Below are 19,789 nucleotides of genomic sequence, written 5' to 3'. Positions count from 1 at the left end.
GGGCTACTGGTCGTACGCCCACGCGCGGCCGGTCTGCCGGTACTCCTCCACCGGGATCGGCTCCACGCCCGGCCGCATGCGGGCGGTGTAGAGCAGTCCGTCGAGGTGACATCCGGGGTACGCCACGACGTGCCGCCGATGTCGCTGACGACGTCCGCGTACAGGACGACAGGGGCCTGGGTGGTCTGTTTCCGGGGAAGTTCGCTCATGTCGATGACGTCGCTGACGGTGGGCTTCAGCGGGGCCGGGATGTGCCGATGGTCCGGGTATGGCGGTGCGGCAACGGGTGGTTGCGGGGGACGAGATCACACATGTCGTCCTGGACCAGCGGTGGCGGGTCATCGAGCCGGTCGATCAGTTCCTGGAGTACCTGCGGCAGGAGAAGTACTCGCCGCACACGGTCCGCAGCTACGCCGGCGGTATGGCCGTGTGGTGGACGCTGTTGGAGTCCCGTGATCAGGACTGGCGGCACGTCGGCGTCGACGATCTGGCGCGCTTCGTGCGTCGGCTGCGCAACCGGGGCACCGACCCGACGGTCATCGCACTGAGGCCGGACAAGGCTGTTCCTGACAGCACCGTCGACGCTGCGCTGACCGCAGTGATGAGTTTCTACCGTTACCACGCGATCGTCAGCGGTGTCCCAGCGGCCCGCGCGTTCTACGTGCATGTCAAGGGCGGCACGATAGAGGCTCGCAGCCAGTACGCGTCTTTCCTCGGCCACATCGGCGGCGGTCAGGACCGTCGGGTCGTTGGCCGCCGGCGGGGGCCGCACACACCTCCGCCGTTCCTGACTCCACAGCAGATCGCCGTCATCAAGGACGACGCGGCACGGTTGGACGATGGCATCTGGTCGGGCGACGTGCGTTTCCGGCTGCTGTGGACCCTGCTTGAGGAAACCGGCCTGCGGATCGCTGAGGCTCTCTTGCTCCGGCACCACGACTGGCAGCCCGGCACCGGCACCACCGCCTCCATCGAGGTCCAGCCCCGCGAGGACCAGCGACGGCGGTTGCGAGTGAAGAACCAGCAGTACCGCCGTCTCTACATCAGCGACGAACTGGACAACTTCTACGGCGAGTACCTTTTCCAACTGGCAGAGCAAGGTATTGAGTTCAGTGACGATGACACTGTCTTTATCAACCTCTACCGCGGTGAGGTCGGCCAGCCGCTGCGGCCGGAGACCGTCTATGACTGGATCGACGGGTTCAAGCGGCGCCATCCCCTGCTGCCAGCCAGGTGGACCCCGCACTGGTTCCGCCACACTCACGCCACAGCACTCCTTCTGGCCGATGTTCCTCCGCACGTCGTGCAGCGGCGCCTCGGCCACCAGGACATCAACACACTGATGACGACGTACGCCCACGTCACCGACGACGCGGCGATGCGTGCGGCGGCTGACTGGAAGAAGCTCGTCGCCCGCTGGGGAGCGGGAGCGTGAGGCTGCCCGCGCAGAGCCGGTCACGCCGCACATGGAGGTCGGACCCGCGGCTGTCGGACGGCGGCCTGTTCCACTTCGGGATCAACCAGCAGCTCGCCGCGGGCCTGCCCGACGAGCTTCAGCGGACGTACTTCAGCCCGGCGGAGACGCCACCCCACTGGGCCGGGGCGATCATCGAGAATCAGCCGAACTACCGGGCCCGAGGCGCCTGCAGCACGCTGAACTTCCAGGGCCTGCCGCCTGAGATGGTCACCGAGTTCGTGTGGTGCACCCAGCGGCAGGTGCAGCTCGGGCTGCGGATCCACGTGGTGGTCACCAACCGGCTGACCCGCCTGATCGCCGGAGTGGTGTCCACGGATCGCCCGGATGTGGTCAGCCTGCTCGACCTGTCCCTCGACGAGTGGATGCGAGCCTTTGCGAAATGGCGGATGCGGATCGGCAAGCCCTCGACCCAGGGCTACTTCGCACCTGCTGGATGGGCTCTGTCCCGCAACCTGGACACGCTCGTCCACGCCTATCACCAGGGGCCGTGGTGGGAACTGGACGTGTGGAACCCGGTGCTGGACCCGCGCATCCCGCTGCGCGAGCACGAACCCGACCGCCATCAGATCGCTTACTTCACCCACCTGACGATGCCGTGGCTGCGGGAAGGCGCGAAGTTCTGGCTCTCGCGACAGCTGGAGCGGGAGGTCTACACCTGGACCACCGTCCGTGACCGGCGCTACAACCTGAAGTGGTTCCAACGCTATGTCGATGCCGTCGGATGCGACGGGCCGCACCTGGTAGACGACCCGAACCGTCTTGGCACCTGGATCCAGGACTTCCGGCAGTGGCTGCGGAAACAGAAAGTCGAGCAGCCTGGTCCCCGCAAGGGCCAGCTGCTCGGTGAGACACCCCGCCGGGCGGCGATGACCGCTCTGGAACAGCTCTACCGCTTCATGTTTGCCGAAGGCGCCGCCACTATCGGCAACGACGACTGGAACCGGCTTGGTCCGCAGCACGCAGTGCTCTTCCGCTATGGCGAGAAGCCGGTCGGCCCCAAGGCCCCGCCTCCCGAGCTGATCCTCAGCGACGCCGTGATCAGCCGCATCGCCGAGCACAGTGAAGTGATCGCCCGGCCTGTCGACGAAGGTGGGCTCGGCGACGAGCAGCTGCTACGCATCCTTGGCCTCCTCATCCGCACCGGCCGACGGCTCAACGAGGTCGCCATGCTCGACTTCGACCCGCTCATCGCCATCCCGTTCGCCGATCCCGACGGGCACGTCGCCCGGCTGCGCTACCAGCAGACGAAGATCGACACTGGGGATCCGACGATCCTGGTCGACCAGGAGATCGTCGACCTGATCCGCCAGCAGCAGGGGTACGCGCGGAACTTCATGGCCGAGCAGGGCCGCCCGGGAGTCGAACCGAAGTACCTGTTCCTGGCCAAAAAGCAGAACCGCAACGGGGAGCGCCCCTACAGCGACATGACGGGACGACCGCTGCTGACGAAGTTCGCCAAGATGATCGACCTGCGCGACGAGCAGGGCAAGCCGGTCGTCATCTCCAAAACCCACACCTTCCGGCACACGAAGGCGACCAACCTGCTCAATGCGGGTGTCCCGCTCCACGTCGCCATGCGCTACATGGGACACAAGTCCCCGCAGATGTTCCTCCACTACGCTCGGACCCTCGCGCAGACAGCGGAGCGGGAGTTCCTGCGCTACAAGAAGATCACCGCTGACGGGCGTGACCACGCCCAGGACCCGCGCGAGATGTTCGAGTCGATCGCCCTGGACAAACGTACCGACCGGGTCCTGCCGCACGGCTGGTGCCTGCTCCCGCCCCGCCAGCACTGCGAGAAGGGGAATGCCTGTCTGACCTGCACGAAGTTCGTCACGGACGAGTCCCACGAGGAGACGCTGGTCCAGCAGCGCCAGGAAACGCTCGACCTCATCGAGCGCCGCCAGCAGGCCCACACCGCGCGCTACGGCGAGCCGATGGGCGACGACAACGTGTGGCTTCGCGGCCGTCGCAATGAGGCCGCCGCGATCGAAAGCGTCCTGCTGGCGATCGATCGCGTCCGCCGTGGCGACGGCACCTTCGTCCCGGTCCAAGGCGCTGGCGCCCCACAGCAACGAGGAGAAGCCCCCGGTGACTGACCGCCGCACCCAAGTCCTCGCCGACGCGACCCGACAGAGACGAGAACGAGCCGAGAAGGCCGTCGAGCAGGCCCTGCGACGCGCACGCTCCACCACGGGGCCGGTGACCATCGCCGCGATCGCCGCAGACGCCGGCGTCTCCACCGACTTCATCTACAAACACCCCGCGATCCGGCCCAAGGTCGAGGACCTGCGTCGGTCACGAGCAGGAACAGTCCCGACCACCGCCTGGCCGTCCGATGCCGACGCGGCCGAGAGCACGTTGATCAGGCGCCTTACTCAGCAACTGGCCCAGGTCCGCAAGCAGCACCAGGAGCAGATCGCCGAACTACGGACCGCGCTCGAAACCGCCCACGGCGAGCTGCTTGTCCTGCGTCGCCAGATCGCAGACCGGCAGTGACAGCCCGGCCTGTTACCTCTGTCTTCGACGCCGTCGCCAGTCGGGCTGCGGTGATGGACCACCCGACGCGGAGCCTGATGAAGATCAGCCGTCATACTCCCAGGCGGCACCCGTGCCGCGGTACTCGGCCACCGAAATCGGCTCGACGCCCGGACGCATACGCGCTCGATACAGTTTCCCGGCGAGGTGGTCGACCTCATGGGCGACCAGGCGGGCAAGACCTCGCTCGAACGCCGAGACACAACGCTGGCCATCAGCGGTTTCGTAGGCGACGCGAAGCATCAGCGGACGCGGGACGAGCCCGCGGACGCCGAAGAAGCTGAGGCAGCCCTCGAACTGCTCGTCCATCTCAGCGGACTCCTCAACCACCACGGGATTGAGCAACGTGAGGGGCTCGCCCTCCGGAGGCTGGACAAGGGCGGCAGCTCTACCGATCCCGATCTGGGGCGCCGCGATCCCCATGCCCTTCGCGAAGTCGTGAAGAGCCGCGACACGGTCAGCTGCTGCCTTCAACTCCTCCACCACCCGCGATGCTTCCTCTGCCTCCGCCGGGAGCACGAACGGACGAGCCGCCGTGAGAAGCACCGGGTCGCCCTCCTGAACGATCCCTGCCGCTTGCATCGGGCTGGGAATCCCTGCCGCCATCGCCACACCTTCGCTCTCTGGCCCGCTTCAACTCCGAGCCCCACCATCTTCACGTCAACGGCATGCCGCCGACGTCCGACAAGGTCAAGCAGAGCAAGCCATCGCTGCAACGCCGGATAAGAGGTGGTCGATCTCGTGGGCGATGAGCCGGGCGAGCCCGCGCTCGTACACCGTGGTCACCTCGGTGCCGTCCGGCTCGGTGGTCACCACCGTGACCGTCAGGGGGCGAAGGACCATGCCGCGGACGTCGAAGAACGACAGGCACCCCTCGAACTGCTCGTCCATCTCCTGCGAGCGGGCGGTGATGCGCGGGTTGAGCAGGACGATGGCTGCGGCGGCGGGGTCGGCGGGCTGGACGACGGCCGCCGCGCGGCCGATGCCGATCTGCGGGGCCGCGATCCCCATGCCCTTGGCGAAGGGGTGCACGCGCGCGATCCGCTCCATCGAGGCGAACAGCGTCTCGACGGTCTGCTCGGCGGTGTCCTTCTCGGCGGGCAGGTCGAAGGGCCGGGCGGCCTCGGCAAGGACGGGGGCGCCGTACTGCACGACGCCGAGGTCACGCATCTGCTCGCTGGGCCGCACCGTCGTCACGTCAGCTCCCTGTCGCTCGTCTGGGGTTCGGGCCGGGCCGCTCGGAAGCGCCACTCCAAACGGTACCGAGCGTGCAGGGGCGGTGTGGAGGTCGTCCAGGAGAACAGCCTCGTCCCGTTCTCATCCCGTCGCACGGGGGCGGTCCGCAGCGGGGACGCCTCGGCGCTCATGGACGTCTCGGTGCCCCAGACCACCGGATCGAGGGCGGAGGGGAAGGCGAGCTGGACCTCCAGATGCTCGGTGGGCAACCGCACGGCCCGCTGGAACCACCGGCCCCACTTCTCGTCCCCGACGCCGTAGGCGTACTCGATCCACACCGACTCGCCGGGGTAGAGGGGGAAGCGGCCCTGGCCGTTCTCGAACAGCAGCCACACTTCCTTGAAAGCGTCGCGGTCGTGCTTGGCCTCCCACCGCATCGCCTCCCCGCGGCACGTCGCGCTCAGCTCCAGCTCCTCCCAGGTCAGCGGATGCTGCCGGTAGTGCGCGTTGGACCGCTCCGGCTCACCCGGGTAGCGGTCGACGGAGATCCGGATCAGGTAGCGGGTCACCGGCTCGGTGCCGGTGTTCCGTAAGCGCCGGCGCATCGTCAGTCGGTACAGACGCCCGTCGTAGTCGAGCCGTGCGGCGTCGTGCTCGACGACGAGCGCCGAGCCGGTCGCGTACGGCTGCTCGGCCACCGCGCGCGGTGCCGACGGTGCCGTCGCGCTCCGCCCGCCCCGGCTCTTGGCCACCTCGTAGCCGCACCATCGCTTCCAGATGGCCTTGCCGGCGCCCAGGGCCTCGTCCGCACGGCGGGCGAAGTCCTCGGTCGGCTTGTGCCGCCCGGACTCCACGTGGCTGACGTACGACGGATCGAACCCCATCGCCGCCGCGAGCGCCCGCTTGGACAGGCCCCGCACCTCGCGCCAGTAGGCGGTCTCGGCCGCGAACGCCTCGGCCGCCTGCTCCATGGTCATCGCATCGTGCTGTTCCTCCATCAAGACCCCCGCCCGGCTGGCTGGTTGATGACGAGAGTGAGTGAACCGTGAGTGAGGCCAGTTCACCATCCCGTCACCGTTCCTGGCCCCGGTTTCCTTCCCTTGACCGGCCCGGACGACCCTGGGCCCGGCGGGAGGGAGACCGCCGTGCGGCTGCTGTACCTGCTGAACATCTCCAACCCCGGACGGCTCTCGGCCGACTCCGGCTTCACCTTCGCCGACCTGCTTACCCCGGCCCTGGCCGACGCCGGGGTGGATGTGACGGTGGCCGCCCCGGCCCCCGCCGGGGATGCCCGGGTGGGCTTCGCGCCGACGGTCTCGCCGTCCACGAAGTACCGGGCCCGTCTCGACCCCGGCCTCGACGAGCTCGTGGCGCTCGTCCGCCGGGTCCGGCCGGAGGCGGTGGTGGCCAACCAGATCGAGGCCGCCCCCGCGATCCGCGCGGCCCTGCTCGAAGCCGGAACCGACGCGCGGATCGCCGGGTACTGCCACTACCTGCCCTTCTCCTTCACCGACGACGGCGAGCTGCTGCTCGACCCGTCCCTGGACGACGGTGGGCTGGGGCGGCCGGTGCTACTGGCCTTCGCCGCCGGCCTCGCCGCCTGCGACCGCGTGCTCGTCCACTCCGCCACGGCCGCGTCCTGGACCACGGCGGCCGCCGACCGGATGAGCGTGGAACTCGCCGAGAAGCTGCACGTCGTGCCCGCACCACGGGATGAGCGCCTGGTGCGCGACCCCGCCGATGTCTCCCCGCCGGATGGCCGCGCGACGGGCGTCTACAACCACCGCCTCTACGCGCACTACGGCACCGCCCGCTTTACTGCCCTCGCCCGACACCTGGTCGCCGAGGCGCCGGTGGAACTGACAGTGATGGACCTGCTCGGCACCCGCAGCCCCGAGCGCGTCCGCCTCGACCCCAGCCCCGAACAGCACCGCGACGAACTCGCCGCCCTCGACGGCGTCACGATCACCTCCGACCGCGGCGACCGCATCCGTTACCGGAACCTGCTGGCCAGCGCCCACTTCGGCATCGCGCCCTTCCGGCCCGGGTGCCCGTGGTCGATGTCGGTGGTGGACTGCCAGGGGATGGGCCTGCCCGTCATCGCCCCGCGCACCGGATGGCTGGCCGAGCACATCGACGACGACCTGCTCTTCGACACCGACGACCAGGCCGTCCAGATCGCCCGCCGACTGGCCACCGACGCCGAATTCTACCGGGTCCATGCCAAGCGCGCCCACGCCACCACCGCCGACTTCGCCCCGGCCGCCGTCGCCGCCCGCTACCTGGAGGCGATCGCATGACCAGCGCGTTCGACGCCGTGCTGCTGTCGTACGACGAGCCGATGGCGAACGCCTTGCACCGGCGGCTGGGCCGGGTGCTGGGCGGCACGGTCAAGCGCCTGCACGGCGTGCGGGGCATGCGCCGCGCGTACCGGCTGTGCGCCGAGCTGGCCGACACCGAGCAGTTCTTCCTCGCGGACGGCGACTTCTCCATCGACACCCGCTTCCCCGCCGCCGGCGTCGAGCCGCTGGCCGACGGGATCTCGATGCGGGTGTGGCGGGCGGTCAACCCGGTCAACGGGCTCACCTACGGCTACGGCGGCTTGAAGCTCATCCGGCGGGACGCGCTGCGGAAGACGGGCGAGGCCGTCGACGTCCTCGCCGCGCTCCCGGGCAAGGTGGAGTTCTGCGAGGACACGGCTGGGACGACCCGGTTCAACCAGAGTTCGTACCATGCCTGGAAAGCGGGTTTCAGGGAGTGCGCGATGCTCACGCGCGGCAGCGAGTACGGCATGGCCGATGCCGACGTCCAGGACCGCCTCGACGCCTGGACGGCCAGCCGCGAGGGCGACTTCGCCTCGTACGCAGCGGCCGGCGCCCGCGACGGCATCGCCTTCGCCCGTGACGCCGCCCGCGATCCGGCCCAGTTTGACCTGCTGAACGACCCGGCTTGGCTGCGGGAGCGCTTCACGGCCGGGCATGGCGAGCAGGCGGTCGCCGGATGACCGCCGACCGTCCGCTGGTGCTCATCGAGCCGGGTGCCCACCGGCTCGGCGGGCACCACCCACGCACCCTGGCCGCGCTCGCCGCCGCGCGGCCCGGCAGCATGGTCATCGTCCCGTACGGCGCCGCCGACCCGGGCCCGCTCCGCCAGGCCGGCTCCCGGCTGGTCACCGGCACCCGGGGACCAGCCGCGGCGGTGCTGCTGACCGCCGCCCAGTGGGCGAGCGCCGTCTCGGCAGCCGGACAACGGCTGTTCGCCTCCCGGCGGTGGCCGCTCGCGCTGCGGCGATCCCCGCACCAGGTGACGCTGATTGCCCGATGCCTGACCGAGGCCGCGTGTCTGCGGACGGCCCGGCGCCTGGTCCGGGAGCCGGGTGCGGTGGTGGTGCTCAGCGCGAGCGAGGCACTGCACGGCGCCGCCGCCCTCCTCGGCGGCCAGCCCCACCTGCGGTTCATCCACGAAGCCATCACCACCGAGGACGCGCCGGTGCGACTCCTCGGGCGGCTCGCTCGCCGCGGCCAGCGGCGGGTGATCGCGCTCTACCCGACGGAGGCCGTCCGGGACCAGTTCGCCGGCGCCTTCCCCGGCTTGGCCGGGGAGGCGCGGGCGTTCGCGGTCGACGATGGGAACAGGCTCACCGGGGCCGAGCGGGCCGGCGCCCGTACCGCGTTCGGCATTCCCGCCGATGTGGCGGTGGTGTGCCTGGTCGGCGGCTGGTGGCCGTACAAGGACATCGCCACCATCGACGCAGCCCTCGCCCGGCTCACCCGGCCGCTGCACCTGGTGGTCACCGGCACCCCGCTCGACGAGGAGGTGCTCGCCCGCTGGCACAACCTGCCGCAGGTCCGCCTCCACACGGTACCCGGCCCGGTCGGCGAGCAGGTCCTCTGCCTGGTCTACGCCGCCGCCGACGCGGCCCTGGTCACCCGCCGCCCCGGGGTCGGCAAGGAATCCGGGCTGGTCATGGACGCCGCCCGCCTCGGCGTCCCTCTGATCGTCTCCGACCACGACCCCGCCCTCACCAGCAGGATCGCCGGGCAGCCATGGGCCCGGCTGTTCCCGGCCAGCGACCCCGGCGCCCTCGCCGCCGTCCTCGACAGCCTCACCGCCGAGCCACCCGAGCGGCCCGGGCCGGGGGCCCCGGCCGCGGTGGGCATGGCCATGGTGGCCGAGCAGGCCGCCTTCCTCACCACCACCTACACCCGCCTCATCGAGGAGCTGCGATGACGCCCGCCCCGCCCGTGATGGTCGCGGTGATCGGCCCGGTGGAACCGGCCCTGCTGACCGCCTGGACCGCCCACTACCGCGCGCTCGGCATCACCGACTTCCGCCTCGCCTTCCACTTCCCCGACCACTTCCCCGCCCCCTGGCGCGACCAGCTCCTGGCCACCGCCACAGAGCTCGGCCTTCCCCCGGCGAAGGTCAGCACCGGACCGTGGCACGAGCACACCAACACCGACCTCCGCGACACCCTGCGCGAGCAGGCCGGGCCCGGCTGGCACCTGCTCGCCGACTCCGACGAGCTCCACACCTACCCCGCCCCACTCACGGAGGTGATCGCCGCGGCGGAGACGGCAGGGCGCCCGGTGGTAGGCGGGCTGATGCTCGACCGCGTTGCCCCCGACGGCCGCCTCGCCCACTGGCGGCCGGAGACCGGGCTGGACCGCGCGTTCCCGCTCGGCGGACACCTCACCCACCGGCTCCTGCACGGCGACCCCCGCAAGATCGTCCTCGTACGGTCCGAGGTTGTCGTTGCGTCCGGAAATCATCGGGCTCCCGGTCACAAGCCTGACCTTGACACCCTCGCGTGCGTGCACCACTTCAAGTGGCGCGCGGGCGTCCTTAACGACCTGCGGCGCAGGGTGGAGAACTTCACCTCCGGCGCCTGGGCCGAGCACACCCCGGCCGTACGGGACGAGGCCGGGCGCCTGCTGGAGCACATCGACCGGCACCACGGCCGGATCGATGTCGCCGACCCCCGCCTCGGCTTCCGCCGCGTCACCCTCGACGGCCCGCCGGCAAGGTGGGCGGCCGAGGCCCGCGGCATCGTCACCCGCTGGCGCCCACCTGCCACGAAACCCCGCCGGTAGGCGGTGCTGGTCGGCGAGAATGGAGACCGGGACCCGGCCGAGAGGGGAGAGGTGGACGTGATCGCGCGCGAGCCGACAGCGGTGCTGTTGGCGGGTATCACCGGCTCCGGCAAGACCCTGCTCGCGCAGGCGCTCGCCGACCGGGGCATGGTCCGGCTGTCCGTGGACGAGGAGGTCCACCGCATCCACGGCCGCTACGGCGTCGACTACCCCGAGGACACCTACTTCGAGCGCGAACGCCCCGTCGTCGAGGCGATCCGCCACCGGCTCGCCGAGCATCTGGCCGCCGGGGACGACGTCGTCCTGGACCACGGCCTGTGGCTGCGTGAAGACCGCGACGCCTGGAAGAAGCTGGTCGAGGCCGCAGGCGGCCGGTGGCGGCTGGTCTACCTGCCCGTCGAGCGGGACGAGCTGCTGCGGCGCCTGGCCGACCGCAACCAGCGTGAGGACGCCAACGCCCTCACCGTGACCGCCTCCGCGCTGGACGACTTCTTCGCCCGCTTCGAGCCCCCGGCTCCCCGCGAGCAGGCGATCATCCATACCGGCGACCTAGCCCAGACCTGCGCCACCATCCTGGACGCCGGGAGGGAGCCGGAGCGGGAGGGGCTGCCCGGCGTACGCTGAGGGCACGGCTGGTCGAGTGCCGCGGTACCGGGAGCCCTTACGTCAAGGCGCCGAGGGGCTGCCCGCCTCCCAAACCCATGAACAACTGACTTCACAACCCGTGAATAAAGCCAACCCGTGCGAGGCTGATGCTGTCGCGCTCTTGGTAGCGAGTCTTGAAGAGGTGGCTGCCGTGGAGTCATAAGAGATGGCCCCCGGCCCTGCACGGTCCAGGGCCGGGGGCCATCGGTGCTTCTCAAGCGTTTACGCCGAGGTGGCTACAGGCTCAGTCTCGGCTGGAGTGCTGCCCAGCTTGTCCAGGAGGAGCTCGGCCACAGCGGCCAGGTTTTCCGGTGAGAGCTGCGTGACGAGTGTCTCCACCACATCGGCAGGGGCACATGAGGGAATGGACGTCGGCGAAGGCTCTACCGTTACGGGCTCGCTGCTGGATGACGACTGATCAGCTGGCGCGGGCACCACAGGTGCGGTACCCGTTGCTGGACCGGATTGCGCCCCCGGTGCTCGTTTGCGTAGGCAGGCCGGGCGGCCGTTCAGTGGGGGCCTCCCCCGACGGCGTCAGCTCGGGTGCGAGCTTCTTCTGGTTTACCGCGGTAAACCGCGAGGGGCCCTGCTGTTGGGTCTCCTTCGGCGAACGCTTCTGCCGCTGAGCACGCACTGCGGCTGCTCGCCGCTGCTGTTCAGCCTCCCAAACCGGCTGTTGCTCGGCTGCCGGAAGTCCCGCGATGTCGCGGGCGATGCGCACAGGCATGTCGCCGGATGAGACGACGGCCTGCAGATCGATGGTCAGCTTCAGGAGCTTCCGCTGCTGGCCTACCCAGCCCTTGGTCTTCCCGTAGTGCTCGGCTACCTTGTCGGCTCCTCCGAGCTCATTGACCATGGTCTCGATACCGAGAGCCCGCTCGATCGGGTCGAGGTCCTCCCGGTCGTTGTTCTCGGAGAGCACGGCGTCGAGGAAGTCGGCACGGCTCTTCGCCACGTCCTCGTTGTGCACGACGTCGAGCGTCTTCCCGCCGACGGCCTCCGACGCCCGGTACCGGCGCGCTCCGTTAGCGATGACGTAAGCGGCCGTGCCCACGTGCTGTGCTTCGTCAGTCCAGAGCTTGAGGTACGCGGCACGCGAGACGACGACAGCCGGTTGCAGCTGGCGCCTTTCCAGCTTCTCGCCGAACTCCTTGAGGTCGTCCTCGGAGAAGTTCCGACGTGGGTTGAAGCCAGGGCTGATTCAAAGTCGAGCGCCATCGCGGTCCCATACATGGCAGGCGATCTGTCCGAAAAGGACGTTGTTGCAGGTCGCCGGTTCGTAGGTCGCAAGGATATGCCTGACGGCCCATCGGGTAAAGCGTTGGGAGCACAGAGAAACAGATCGCTGACCAGCGGCGATGCGAACCGTCGACGACTTTGAAACGGCCCTGGGTCGCCGCCGGCGGCGCAGAGCGAAGCCGTCGACGCCGATCACACGGGGCACCCGCCCGACGGGCAGCGAGAGCCGCAGCAGCGTGGGCAGAGCCGTGTGACGCGACAGGCTCACCGCGAGTATCGCCAGTAAACGCGCTCCGGCCCGGACCGCTACTGTAACGCCTTGACCACGGCCTTGACTTGCTTGGTCAGGCGGAGGGTTCGCCGCTGGTAGCGGTCCAGCACTCCGGGCACCTGCTCACGGAAGGTGTGGCGGCAGCCACGCGTGGGGCACACCAGGCGCTTGTATTTCGATCCTATGTTCGCTTGCTGGGTGATGTACGGCGGACAGCAAGGACGACGGCATGGTTGACAGTTAGTTGCCACGCTGTCACTCTTAAGTATCAAGCTCGCGGACTGCCGCCTCCAAGCGATGCGTTGCTTTGAGTAGCAGAAAATCTGCATGCCAGTTTACGCTAGTTGCCTATCCCAACTTGGCACGCTATCTGGCCAGCAGAGATCTCACCCCGGTTCAATTCGCCGCTGGCTATAATTGCTTTGATCGCTAACTTCTTAGCGGCATAGCTCCAGAATTTAATTGATACTTTTCATGCGCGGGATGACGCCTCCCAGGTAAATGCTATATACATAATTAGAGTTCAGGCAAGAACAACACCCCAACAAAGTTATCCCGTAAAAGATCATTTTGGCTGGGTGGTGGGCACCCCGTGGCTGCTCGGGCTAGGACGAGGCCCGCCGGTCGGTTGCCCGCCCGGTCCCGCACTATCTCGCTTGGGGCAAGCTCTCTGCTTCGACAAGGAACGTGCCGATCCACATGATTGCAAGGGGGGTAAGGGGGACTGCCAGCTGCCACAAAGTGTTGACGCCTTCCTTGACCCGGCAGTTGACGCGGCGCTTCGCTACCGTGATGTTGGTTGCAGGGCATAGCTCAAGGTAATTGACCCCACTGATCCGGATACGTTCCAACTGCTTGGCGACGCCAGTCAGGTGATGGTCCGGTCCTGCCCACCCACACGATGCCAGGTCTGCGGGAACCAAGTCAGGGCCGACCTAAAAGATGTCTCGTAAGCCCTGGTCAGGCATGTGATGTTCTTGGCGTGGGTGTTGTGGTGACGGCCTCAGAGCCGAGCTGGATAGGGTTGTTCGCAGGTCTGGGCGAGCGGCAGTTCCGCAAGCTGGTAGGTCTCGTGCGGGGCCGGGGCGGTGGTGTACCGTCCGGCGGTCGGGCGTGGGGGCTGCCGCTGGAGGACCGGGTACTGCTGGTAGCCGCGTACTGGCGGACGAACCTCACCATGCGGCAGCTCGGCCCGCTGTTCGGGATCTCGAAGTCGGCCGCAGACCGGGTCATCGACCACATCGCTCCGTTCCTTGCGCTGGCACCGGTCCGTCGTTGGCACCCGGCAGGCACAGTGCTGATCGTGGACGGAACCCTGGCCCCCACCCGCGACCGGAGCGTGGCCGCGTCCTCCAAGAACTACCGCTACTCGACAAACCTGCAGGTCATCACCCATGTGAATAGCCGTCTGGTGGTCACGGTCGGCCGCCCGTTACCCGGCAGCCGGCACGACGCCCGAGCCTATGGCGGGTCGGGCGTGGACCAAGCGGTGAAGAACACGCCACTCCGGCACGACCGCACTCATTCCACACTGGCCCCGCCCAACCGGCCGCTCACCCCCGAACAGCGCCAGAGCCCGGGTTGAACATGTCTTCTCTCGGATGAAGACCTTCAAAATCCTCCGCGACTGCCGCCTGCGTGGCGACGGCGTTCACCAGGCCATGCTCGGCATCGCCCGACTCCACAACCTCGCTCTCGCGGGATAGTCCACGAGCACACGAGCGAAGCATCAGCCTGCCCCAACAACCCCTTACAAGCACATCATTTAGACAGATCCATACACACCGTAAGATCAGAAGGGGTCCGATGAACGCATTAAGAAGTCGAATGTCATTATACGTCCAGTCGATTCTGCTTTTTATGTTTCTTGGTAATTTCGGTACCGACGCCTGGGCGCTTTCGAGTAATCCTTCAGATTGCAGGCTCTCTTTGGGGAGGGCTTACCTTTCCGAGGGATTGGGAGGGCGTCCGGATTTTACGCCAAGCTCCGGTTCTGTGAAAGCTGCGATGATTTTTGTAGACTTCCCGGACGCTCCCGCAAATGACACCACCGACTCGCTAAGTAGCAAGCTCATTCCAGGTGCGCAGTCCTGGTATAAGGATAGCTCTTACGGCAGTCTTAACCTAGAGGTTGAGGCCGACGGGGGGCACTTCTATCGGATGCCTAGAAAGTCGGTCGAATATGGTTACGGGCGTGGGTTAAGTTATGAGGTGCATCGCCAGTATGTGCAAGATGCGGTGAATGCTGCTGGGAAGTCCGCGGCGCTCAAGGGGGCTAAAATTCTCTACATTGTCCCGACATCGTCGGCAAAGGAGATCTCTTTCTCGCCCACCTTTATGGGGGAAATCACTACTGCCGATGGGTCGAAAATTCCAAAAACTGTAACATTTGGCCAGGATATAGATTACTGGGGGTATAAAGTTTTGAATCATGAGACAGGTCATGCTATGGGCCTTCCAGATCTATACGAACGCCAATCTGGGGGGAGTGGTCACGATTTTGTTGGAGGGTGGGATCTGATGGGGCTGATATCGGGGCCAAGCCCCGATCTTCTGGGCTGGCATAAATGGAAGCTGAATTGGATTAAAGATGACCAGGTCGGATGTCTCAACAAAGGGGATAGCGGCGAGCAGATACTGAGCCCCATTGAGGTGCCTGGCGGACAGAAAATATCCGTGATCAAGTTAAGTGAATCTCAAGCAATTGTTGCCGAAGTCCGAACATCGAAGGGTCTAAATAATGCCTCCTGCTCCTCTGGCGTGCTTATATATAAAGTTGACACAGAGGTAAACACCGGTGCTGGCCCGATCAGAATATTTGACGCTCGACCGAACTCGGGAGGCTGTGGTGGTCATGAATTAAATGATGCGACGTTTGGCGACCGCAGGAAGCCTATTAGTCGATTTAAGGAATCAGGTGTGACCATCGACGTGCGTGCCGAGGGAGAAAAATATGCCCTAACCGTAGGTCGGTGAACCTCTTTCAACCTGTTCAGGTGACACTGGCGGGGGCAGGGCTGATTCAAAGTCGAGCGCCATCGCGGTCCCATACATGGCAGGCGATCTGTCCGAAAGGACGTTGTTGCAGGTCGCCGGTTCGTAGGTCGCAAGGATATGCCTGACGGCCCATCGGGTAAAGCGTTGGGAGCACAGAGAAACAGATCGCTGACCAGCGGCGATGCGAACCGTCGACGACTTTGAAACGGCCCTGGGGGCAAGCTGCTGCCACGGTGGATCCCTCTCCTCGGCGGACGCCGGCCGAACCGTGAACAGCAGCCCAGGCGCGGGCGGCTGTCAGCCCTTCTGCGAAGGCGATGTCCTGGTGGGACCAGACCATCCCGAGCCGGTCCAGCTCTTCCCCCCGTGTCCTGTCGAGGTTGCCGGCCTTGGCGAATTTCCGCTGGTCGGCCAGCCACGTCCCGAGCGGGAACCCCGCGGGCTTCCACTGGTCCGGGGTGACGTACCCGTAGGGCACCCGCAGCTGCTCCGACCCCGTTTCGGTGATCCAGCGGGTTGCGGCCTCGATGCCACGTCGCCAGAACGTCGTCTCGGGGTTGATGACCCGGAGCCGGATGAACTGTGCCAGGACCGCCGGGTCCCTGGGGGTGGAGAACTTCAACAGTTCCCGCGCCGGCCCACTCGGGCCCGCCTCACCGGCACCGCCGTCGACCAGGTGAGCGGCCGGACCCTCGACGGCCTCCTCGGCGTCTTCGCCCACCTGGACGCCGAGTACGGCTGCGCCGTCATCGACGTCACGTGTCCCGGTGTCCTCTTGTGTCCGGCGGGCGGGGTAGTTGCCGCTGCGCCGCCGTGGGTCGGCGAGGGCCTCGATCGTGTCGGTGTCGTGTGCGCGCAGCGCTCCGAGGACCTTCGCGAGGGTCGCGTATCCGTCCGATGTCAGGAGATGGCTTGGTCTCTCGCCGGGGGCGAGGAACACCGGGACGATGAGTGACGCGATTTTTCCTTCGCCTGGTCGGATGCGGAGTGTGCGCCCGACCATTTGCACGATGTCGATCATCGACCCTCGTGCGTCGCAGAAGGCGACGGAATCGCAATTCGCTGTGTCGACTCCTTCCCCGAGTACACGGACCGAGCTGAGTACGCGCAGCGCGGCCGGCTGGGGGGGGCGTCGCCGGGCCCGCCTTCGATGACGTCGGAGGCGAACTCTTGAAGCATGGCCCGGCGGTGGCGGGGTGGGTGGTCGCCGTACAGCCAGTTGGCCCACACACGGTCAGGCCGCGGGAACCGGTCCGGGTCCTCCTCCCACGCCTTCCATGTGGTCCGGGACAGGAACGAGAGCGTCGTCTCCCCAGCCACGGGAGGCACGCGGAAGACCCCACCTGCCATCACCAGCGCATCCCCAAAGCGTTGAGTTCGGTGCGGCGTTGTTCGGTGAGTTTGTCGGCGCGTTTCCTGATGTTGTCGAGGACCATGCCGAGCTTGACTGCCGGAAGCTCCTCAGCGTCGCGCTGAGGGCCCATCGGCCCGCCTTCCGGCTCCAGGTGCTCAACATGTTTCCTGGGTACGTTGAGGTGGCCTTCGCGGGCGTGGAACTGCTGTGCAGCGCGGAGGTTGAGGGCCCATCTGTCGTCCTGTGTGCGTTTCACGGGCCGTTCGTCTTCCTCGGCCGGGGTGAGACCAAGGATGTTCTCGAGCAGCCACTGCTGGACGGGCAGGAGCGTGTCCCAGCCGAGGCGGCAGCCGGTCACCCAGCGGCCGAGGTCTTCGCCTTGCACGGTCGCCTCACCCGCCACCGTCGGCACCGCTCCGCCGTCTTCGACGTGGGCTTGGGCGAGGCGGAAGCAGCGCTGCCATCTGGTGTCCCATGCCGGGCACCAGCCGGGGTCGATCTCGTCCAGCGCTTCCCGTCGTGCTTCGGTGAGGGCTTTGGCGCTGGATTCGACGGGGAGGCCGGCCTGGCGGCGTTCGGCGATGGTGTCCGCGAGCCGGGCGGCGGTGCGCATGTTCTTGGCCCAGATGCCGACCGGGTGCCCGTCCCAGACGGCGGTGGCGGGCGGCAGGAAGTGCCCGTGCACCTCAGCCCAGGCGCGGGCGGCGGCGAGTCCTTCCTCGAATGCGACGTCCTGGTGGGACCAGACTATTCCGAGCCCGTCGAGCTCGGCGGCGCGGGCCGGGGCCAGGCGCCCGGCCTTGTTGAAGCGCCGCTGATCGGCCAGCCACGTGCCCAGCGGAAACCCTGCGGGCGACCACTCCGGCGGGGTGACGAAGTCGTACGGCACCCGCAGCTGCTCGGCGCCGGTCTCCTTCACGTACCGCACGGCGGCCTCGATCCCGCGCCTCCAGAAAGCGTTCTCTGGCTCGATCACCCGCAGCTTCACGAACCGGGCCAGCAGTGCCGGGTCCCGCGGTGTGCTGAACTTCAGCAGCTCCCGCGCGGGCGCACTCGGGCCCTGCTCACCCTCCGGCCGCTCCTGGACTTCTTCACCGGCTTCCTCCGGTTCGTAACTGCCGCTGCGGACACGGGGGTCGGCGAGGGCTTCGATCGTGTCGGTGTCGTGCGCGCGAAGCGCTCCGAGGACCTTCGCGAGGGTGCCGTACGCCGGAGAGGTCAGCATTTCGTCCGGACTTTCACCCGGCATAAGAAAAACAGGAACGATCAGCGAAGCGATTTTCCCCTCACCAGGCTTCATGCGCAGTGCGCGACCGACCATCTGCACGATATCAACCATCGACCCCCTGGCATCGCAGAAAGCAACGGAATCACAATTCGCAGTATCAACCCCTTCGCCGAGCACCTTCACGGAGCTCAGCACGCGCAGAGCAGCTGGCCGCAGCCCGCCCTCGTCCTCGATGACATCGGACGCAAACTCGTCCAGCACGGCGCGCCGGTGGCCGGGGGCGTGGTCGCCGTACAGCCAGTCGGCCCACACTCGCTCCGGCGCCGGGAAGCGGCGGGGATCGTCCTGCCAGAGCCGCTGCGCGACGTCGACGACACCCTCGGCCATGGCCTCGGCCTCGGTGACCATGCTGTGGAATGTCAGTACCTTGCGCAGCCGCTCTTGTGCTGCTGCGGTCAGGATGCCGGTCTGCAGGGCGGCGAGCCGTGCTCCGCGTACCGCGTCTGACCCGGGGCTGGCGGCCTGCTCGTGCGCCTGATGGAGTTCGGGGTCGGTGATGTCGACGCACACGACTTGGTAGGGCGCGACCAGGCCGCGGCTGATGGCCTCGGACAGGGTGAGCTTGAACGCCACCGGCCCGAATACGGCGGAGTCCGGGTCCATACTCGCGATCAGGCGCGGCTCCTCGTCACGACCGCTCCCGGCCGCTTCCCAGACGCGGGCGGTGGCGGTCATGTAGAGACGACGGGTCGCCGGGATTTTGGCCTGGTCGTGCACGCCTGCCCATGGCTTGCCTGCGTCTCCGCTGGTGCGGTGTGCTTCGTCCACGACCATCAGGTCCCACACGCCCAGGCCCTGAGCATGGGCGCGCTGGAGGATGCCGAGGCCGACGGCGGCGTAGGTGGCGAACACCGTCACCTGCTCCAGCCCCTGCGCCCACGCAACGAGCTCGGCTGAGTCCGTCGTACAGGGCACGCCGTCCGAGTCCTTGGCCGGCAGCCGGCAGACTCCGAGCACGGTCCCGGTACGGCCGGCCTCCCTCCATGCGGCCGCGGTCTGTGTCAGCAGATCCAGAGTCGGCACCAAGACCAACACCCGCCGCGCGGCTAGCTTTTGGGCGGCCTCGGCGGCGATCAGCGTTTTGCCCGAGCCGGTCGCGGCGATGACCTGGGTCCGCAGTCCTTCGGCCGGCATGTGTCCACTAGCGGGTGTCTGCAGAGCGCGGAGGACGGCGTCGACGGCCTCCACCTGATGTGGGAACAGTTCTTTCCCCGGCATGCAATTTCCCTTTCTCGCTCGCGTCTGATGCTCTATGGGGTCCGCTAGAATCCGGTTATTCCGGAAACCAGAGGGCTGGACGATCGGATTTGGGTCCTCTTTTTGAATGGCTTTTCGGGCCGCGCTTAGGATCCCACCCGGGTCTCTGGTCCCCGTGGTGGGGGTGGCTTGTCTCTCCATAAGGTAGCGGGCTTAGCAGGATGACGCATACTGCTTGTTAGGGGTGTTCTGATGTGTTCGTTTCTGCTATCCTGGGGTTCTCGTGATGATCGTTGCCCGGCGTTTTCTGTCCGCGCTCGGCCTCAACGGCAGTCCGACACCGCCCCACTGAGTCCCCCTCACCCGAGGCACCGCCACCCTCCCCCTCTCTAGCCAGCCCAAGGAACACGCGGAGCGTGTTCCGTCAGCCCGGATCGCGGAGCGATCCGGGCCCGAGGCCAACGGAGTTGGCCTCCTGGGCCACGGAGTTGGCCCGGATTCTCGGGACGAAGTC

At 67.5% G+C, this 19,789-nt stretch carries 16 protein-coding genes and 3 pseudogenes; 10 read left to right on the top strand and 9 right to left on the bottom strand.

Annotated elements, in window-relative coordinates; translation table 11 throughout:
• Positions 1-3: 3 nt before the first annotated feature.
• Positions 4-126: a hypothetical protein gene (locus LUZ64_RS37030; protein WP_267897217.1), complete on the bottom strand. Its 123-nt coding sequence runs from the start codon at positions 124-126 to the stop codon at positions 4-6.
• Between the two features lie 142 nt (positions 127-268).
• Between LUZ64_RS37030 and LUZ64_RS00095 the strand changes: the two genes are divergently transcribed.
• Genes LUZ64_RS00095 through LUZ64_RS00085 form a run of 3 tightly spaced genes read left to right on the top strand, consistent with a single transcriptional unit; the run spans position 269 to position 3,976 of the window.
• The gene (locus tag LUZ64_RS00095) at positions 269-1,435 is read left to right on the top strand and encodes a tyrosine-type recombinase/integrase (protein ID WP_095584084.1); all 1,167 of its coding nucleotides are present in this window, start codon (positions 269-271) and stop codon (positions 1,433-1,435) included.
• The gene (locus LUZ64_RS00090) at positions 1,432-3,576 is read left to right on the top strand and encodes a tyrosine-type recombinase/integrase (protein WP_095584083.1); all 2,145 of its coding nucleotides are present in this window, start codon (positions 1,432-1,434) and stop codon (positions 3,574-3,576) included. The genes LUZ64_RS00095 and LUZ64_RS00090 overlap by 4 nt, the downstream gene beginning before the upstream one ends.
• A complete protein-coding gene (locus LUZ64_RS00085) occupies positions 3,569-3,976 on the top strand; it encodes a DUF6262 family protein (RefSeq protein WP_095584082.1) in 408 nt (135 codons plus the stop codon). The genes LUZ64_RS00090 and LUZ64_RS00085 overlap by 8 nt, the downstream gene beginning before the upstream one ends.
• 84 nt (positions 3,977-4,060) lie before the next feature.
• Here LUZ64_RS00085 and LUZ64_RS00080 read toward each other — a convergent pair whose 3' ends face one another.
• From LUZ64_RS00080 to LUZ64_RS00070, 3 genes are all read right to left on the bottom strand, one after another.
• On the bottom strand, positions 4,061-4,621 hold the full coding sequence (locus tag LUZ64_RS00080; RefSeq protein ID WP_095584081.1) for a peptide deformylase: 561 nt from the start codon (positions 4,619-4,621) through the stop codon (positions 4,061-4,063).
• Between the two features lie 84 nt (positions 4,622-4,705).
• Positions 4,706-5,212, bottom strand: a complete 507-nt coding sequence (locus LUZ64_RS00075) for a peptide deformylase (RefSeq protein ID WP_095584080.1) — start codon at positions 5,210-5,212, stop codon at positions 4,706-4,708.
• Positions 5,209-6,189, bottom strand: coding sequence for a helix-turn-helix domain-containing protein (locus tag LUZ64_RS00070; protein WP_095584079.1), 981 nt, complete (start codon positions 6,187-6,189; stop codon positions 5,209-5,211). Before LUZ64_RS00070 ends, LUZ64_RS00075 begins: the two co-directional genes overlap by 4 nt.
• 147 nt (positions 6,190-6,336) lie before the next feature.
• Between LUZ64_RS00070 and LUZ64_RS00065 the strand changes: the two genes are divergently transcribed.
• Genes LUZ64_RS00065 through LUZ64_RS00045 form a run of 5 tightly spaced genes read left to right on the top strand, consistent with a single transcriptional unit; the run spans position 6,337 to position 10,908 of the window.
• Entirely contained in the window at positions 6,337-7,491 is a 1,155-nt protein-coding gene (locus LUZ64_RS00065; RefSeq protein WP_095584078.1) for a glycosyltransferase, read from the top strand.
• On the top strand, positions 7,488-8,195 hold the full coding sequence (locus LUZ64_RS00060; protein ID WP_095584077.1) for a hypothetical protein: 708 nt from the start codon (positions 7,488-7,490) through the stop codon (positions 8,193-8,195). The genes LUZ64_RS00065 and LUZ64_RS00060 overlap by 4 nt, the downstream gene beginning before the upstream one ends.
• The gene (locus LUZ64_RS00055) at positions 8,192-9,421 is read left to right on the top strand and encodes a glycosyltransferase family protein (RefSeq protein WP_095584076.1); all 1,230 of its coding nucleotides are present in this window, start codon (positions 8,192-8,194) and stop codon (positions 9,419-9,421) included. Before LUZ64_RS00060 ends, LUZ64_RS00055 begins: the two co-directional genes overlap by 4 nt.
• The gene (locus LUZ64_RS00050; RefSeq protein WP_095584075.1) at positions 9,418-10,284 is read left to right on the top strand and encodes a hypothetical protein; all 867 of its coding nucleotides are present in this window, start codon (positions 9,418-9,420) and stop codon (positions 10,282-10,284) included. The genes LUZ64_RS00055 and LUZ64_RS00050 overlap by 4 nt, the downstream gene beginning before the upstream one ends.
• 57 nt (positions 10,285-10,341) lie before the next feature.
• Complete coding sequence (locus tag LUZ64_RS00045) at positions 10,342-10,908, top strand: P-loop nucleotide/nucleoside kinase family protein (protein ID WP_232390932.1); 567 nt, start codon at positions 10,342-10,344, stop codon at positions 10,906-10,908.
• A gap of 439 nt (positions 10,909-11,347) precedes the next feature.
• Here the strand turns inward: LUZ64_RS00045 and LUZ64_RS00040 are convergent, their stop codons facing one another.
• On the bottom strand, positions 11,348-11,983 hold the full coding sequence (locus tag LUZ64_RS00040) for a ParB/RepB/Spo0J family partition protein (protein ID WP_095584074.1): 636 nt from the start codon (positions 11,981-11,983) through the stop codon (positions 11,348-11,350).
• Between the two features lie 339 nt (positions 11,984-12,322).
• Positions 12,323-12,615 (bottom strand): annotated as a pseudogene (locus tag LUZ64_RS00035) (ISL3 family transposase); the annotation flags it as partial.
• Between the two features lie 806 nt (positions 12,616-13,421).
• On the opposite strand from LUZ64_RS00035, the pseudogene LUZ64_RS00025 reads away from it, so the two are divergent.
• Positions 13,422-14,145 (top strand): annotated as a pseudogene (locus LUZ64_RS00025) (transposase family protein).
• A gap of 100 nt (positions 14,146-14,245) precedes the next feature.
• Positions 14,246-15,415, top strand: coding sequence for a M6 family metalloprotease domain-containing protein (locus LUZ64_RS00020; protein WP_095584073.1), 1,170 nt, complete (start codon positions 14,246-14,248; stop codon positions 15,413-15,415).
• A 46-nt stretch (positions 15,416-15,461) separates the two neighbouring features.
• Here the strand turns inward: LUZ64_RS00020 and LUZ64_RS00015 are convergent, their stop codons facing one another.
• The 3 genes and pseudogenes from LUZ64_RS00015 to LUZ64_RS00005 form a co-directional block, all read right to left on the bottom strand.
• Positions 15,462-16,457 carry a helicase associated domain-containing protein gene (locus LUZ64_RS00015; RefSeq protein ID WP_232390613.1) on the bottom strand — a complete coding sequence of 332 codons (996 nt, stop codon included), beginning with the start codon at positions 16,455-16,457 and terminating at the stop codon, positions 15,462-15,464.
• Positions 16,458-16,475: 18 nt separating this feature from the next.
• A pseudogene (locus tag LUZ64_RS37420) lies at positions 16,476-16,664 on the bottom strand (hypothetical protein); the annotation flags it as partial.
• A 121-nt stretch (positions 16,665-16,785) separates the two neighbouring features.
• Positions 16,786-19,296 (bottom strand): DEAD/DEAH box helicase, encoded by a 2,511-nt coding sequence (locus tag LUZ64_RS00005; protein ID WP_095582965.1) that lies wholly within the window; start codon positions 19,294-19,296, stop codon positions 16,786-16,788.
• Between the last annotated feature and the right edge of the window lie 493 nt (positions 19,297-19,789).

It is taken from the genome of Streptomyces albireticuli, from assembly GCF_021228125.1.
GTDB lineage: Bacteria > Actinomycetota > Actinomycetes > Streptomycetales > Streptomycetaceae > Streptomyces > Streptomyces albireticuli.
This window is presented reverse-complemented; position numbering and strand designations above follow the sequence as displayed.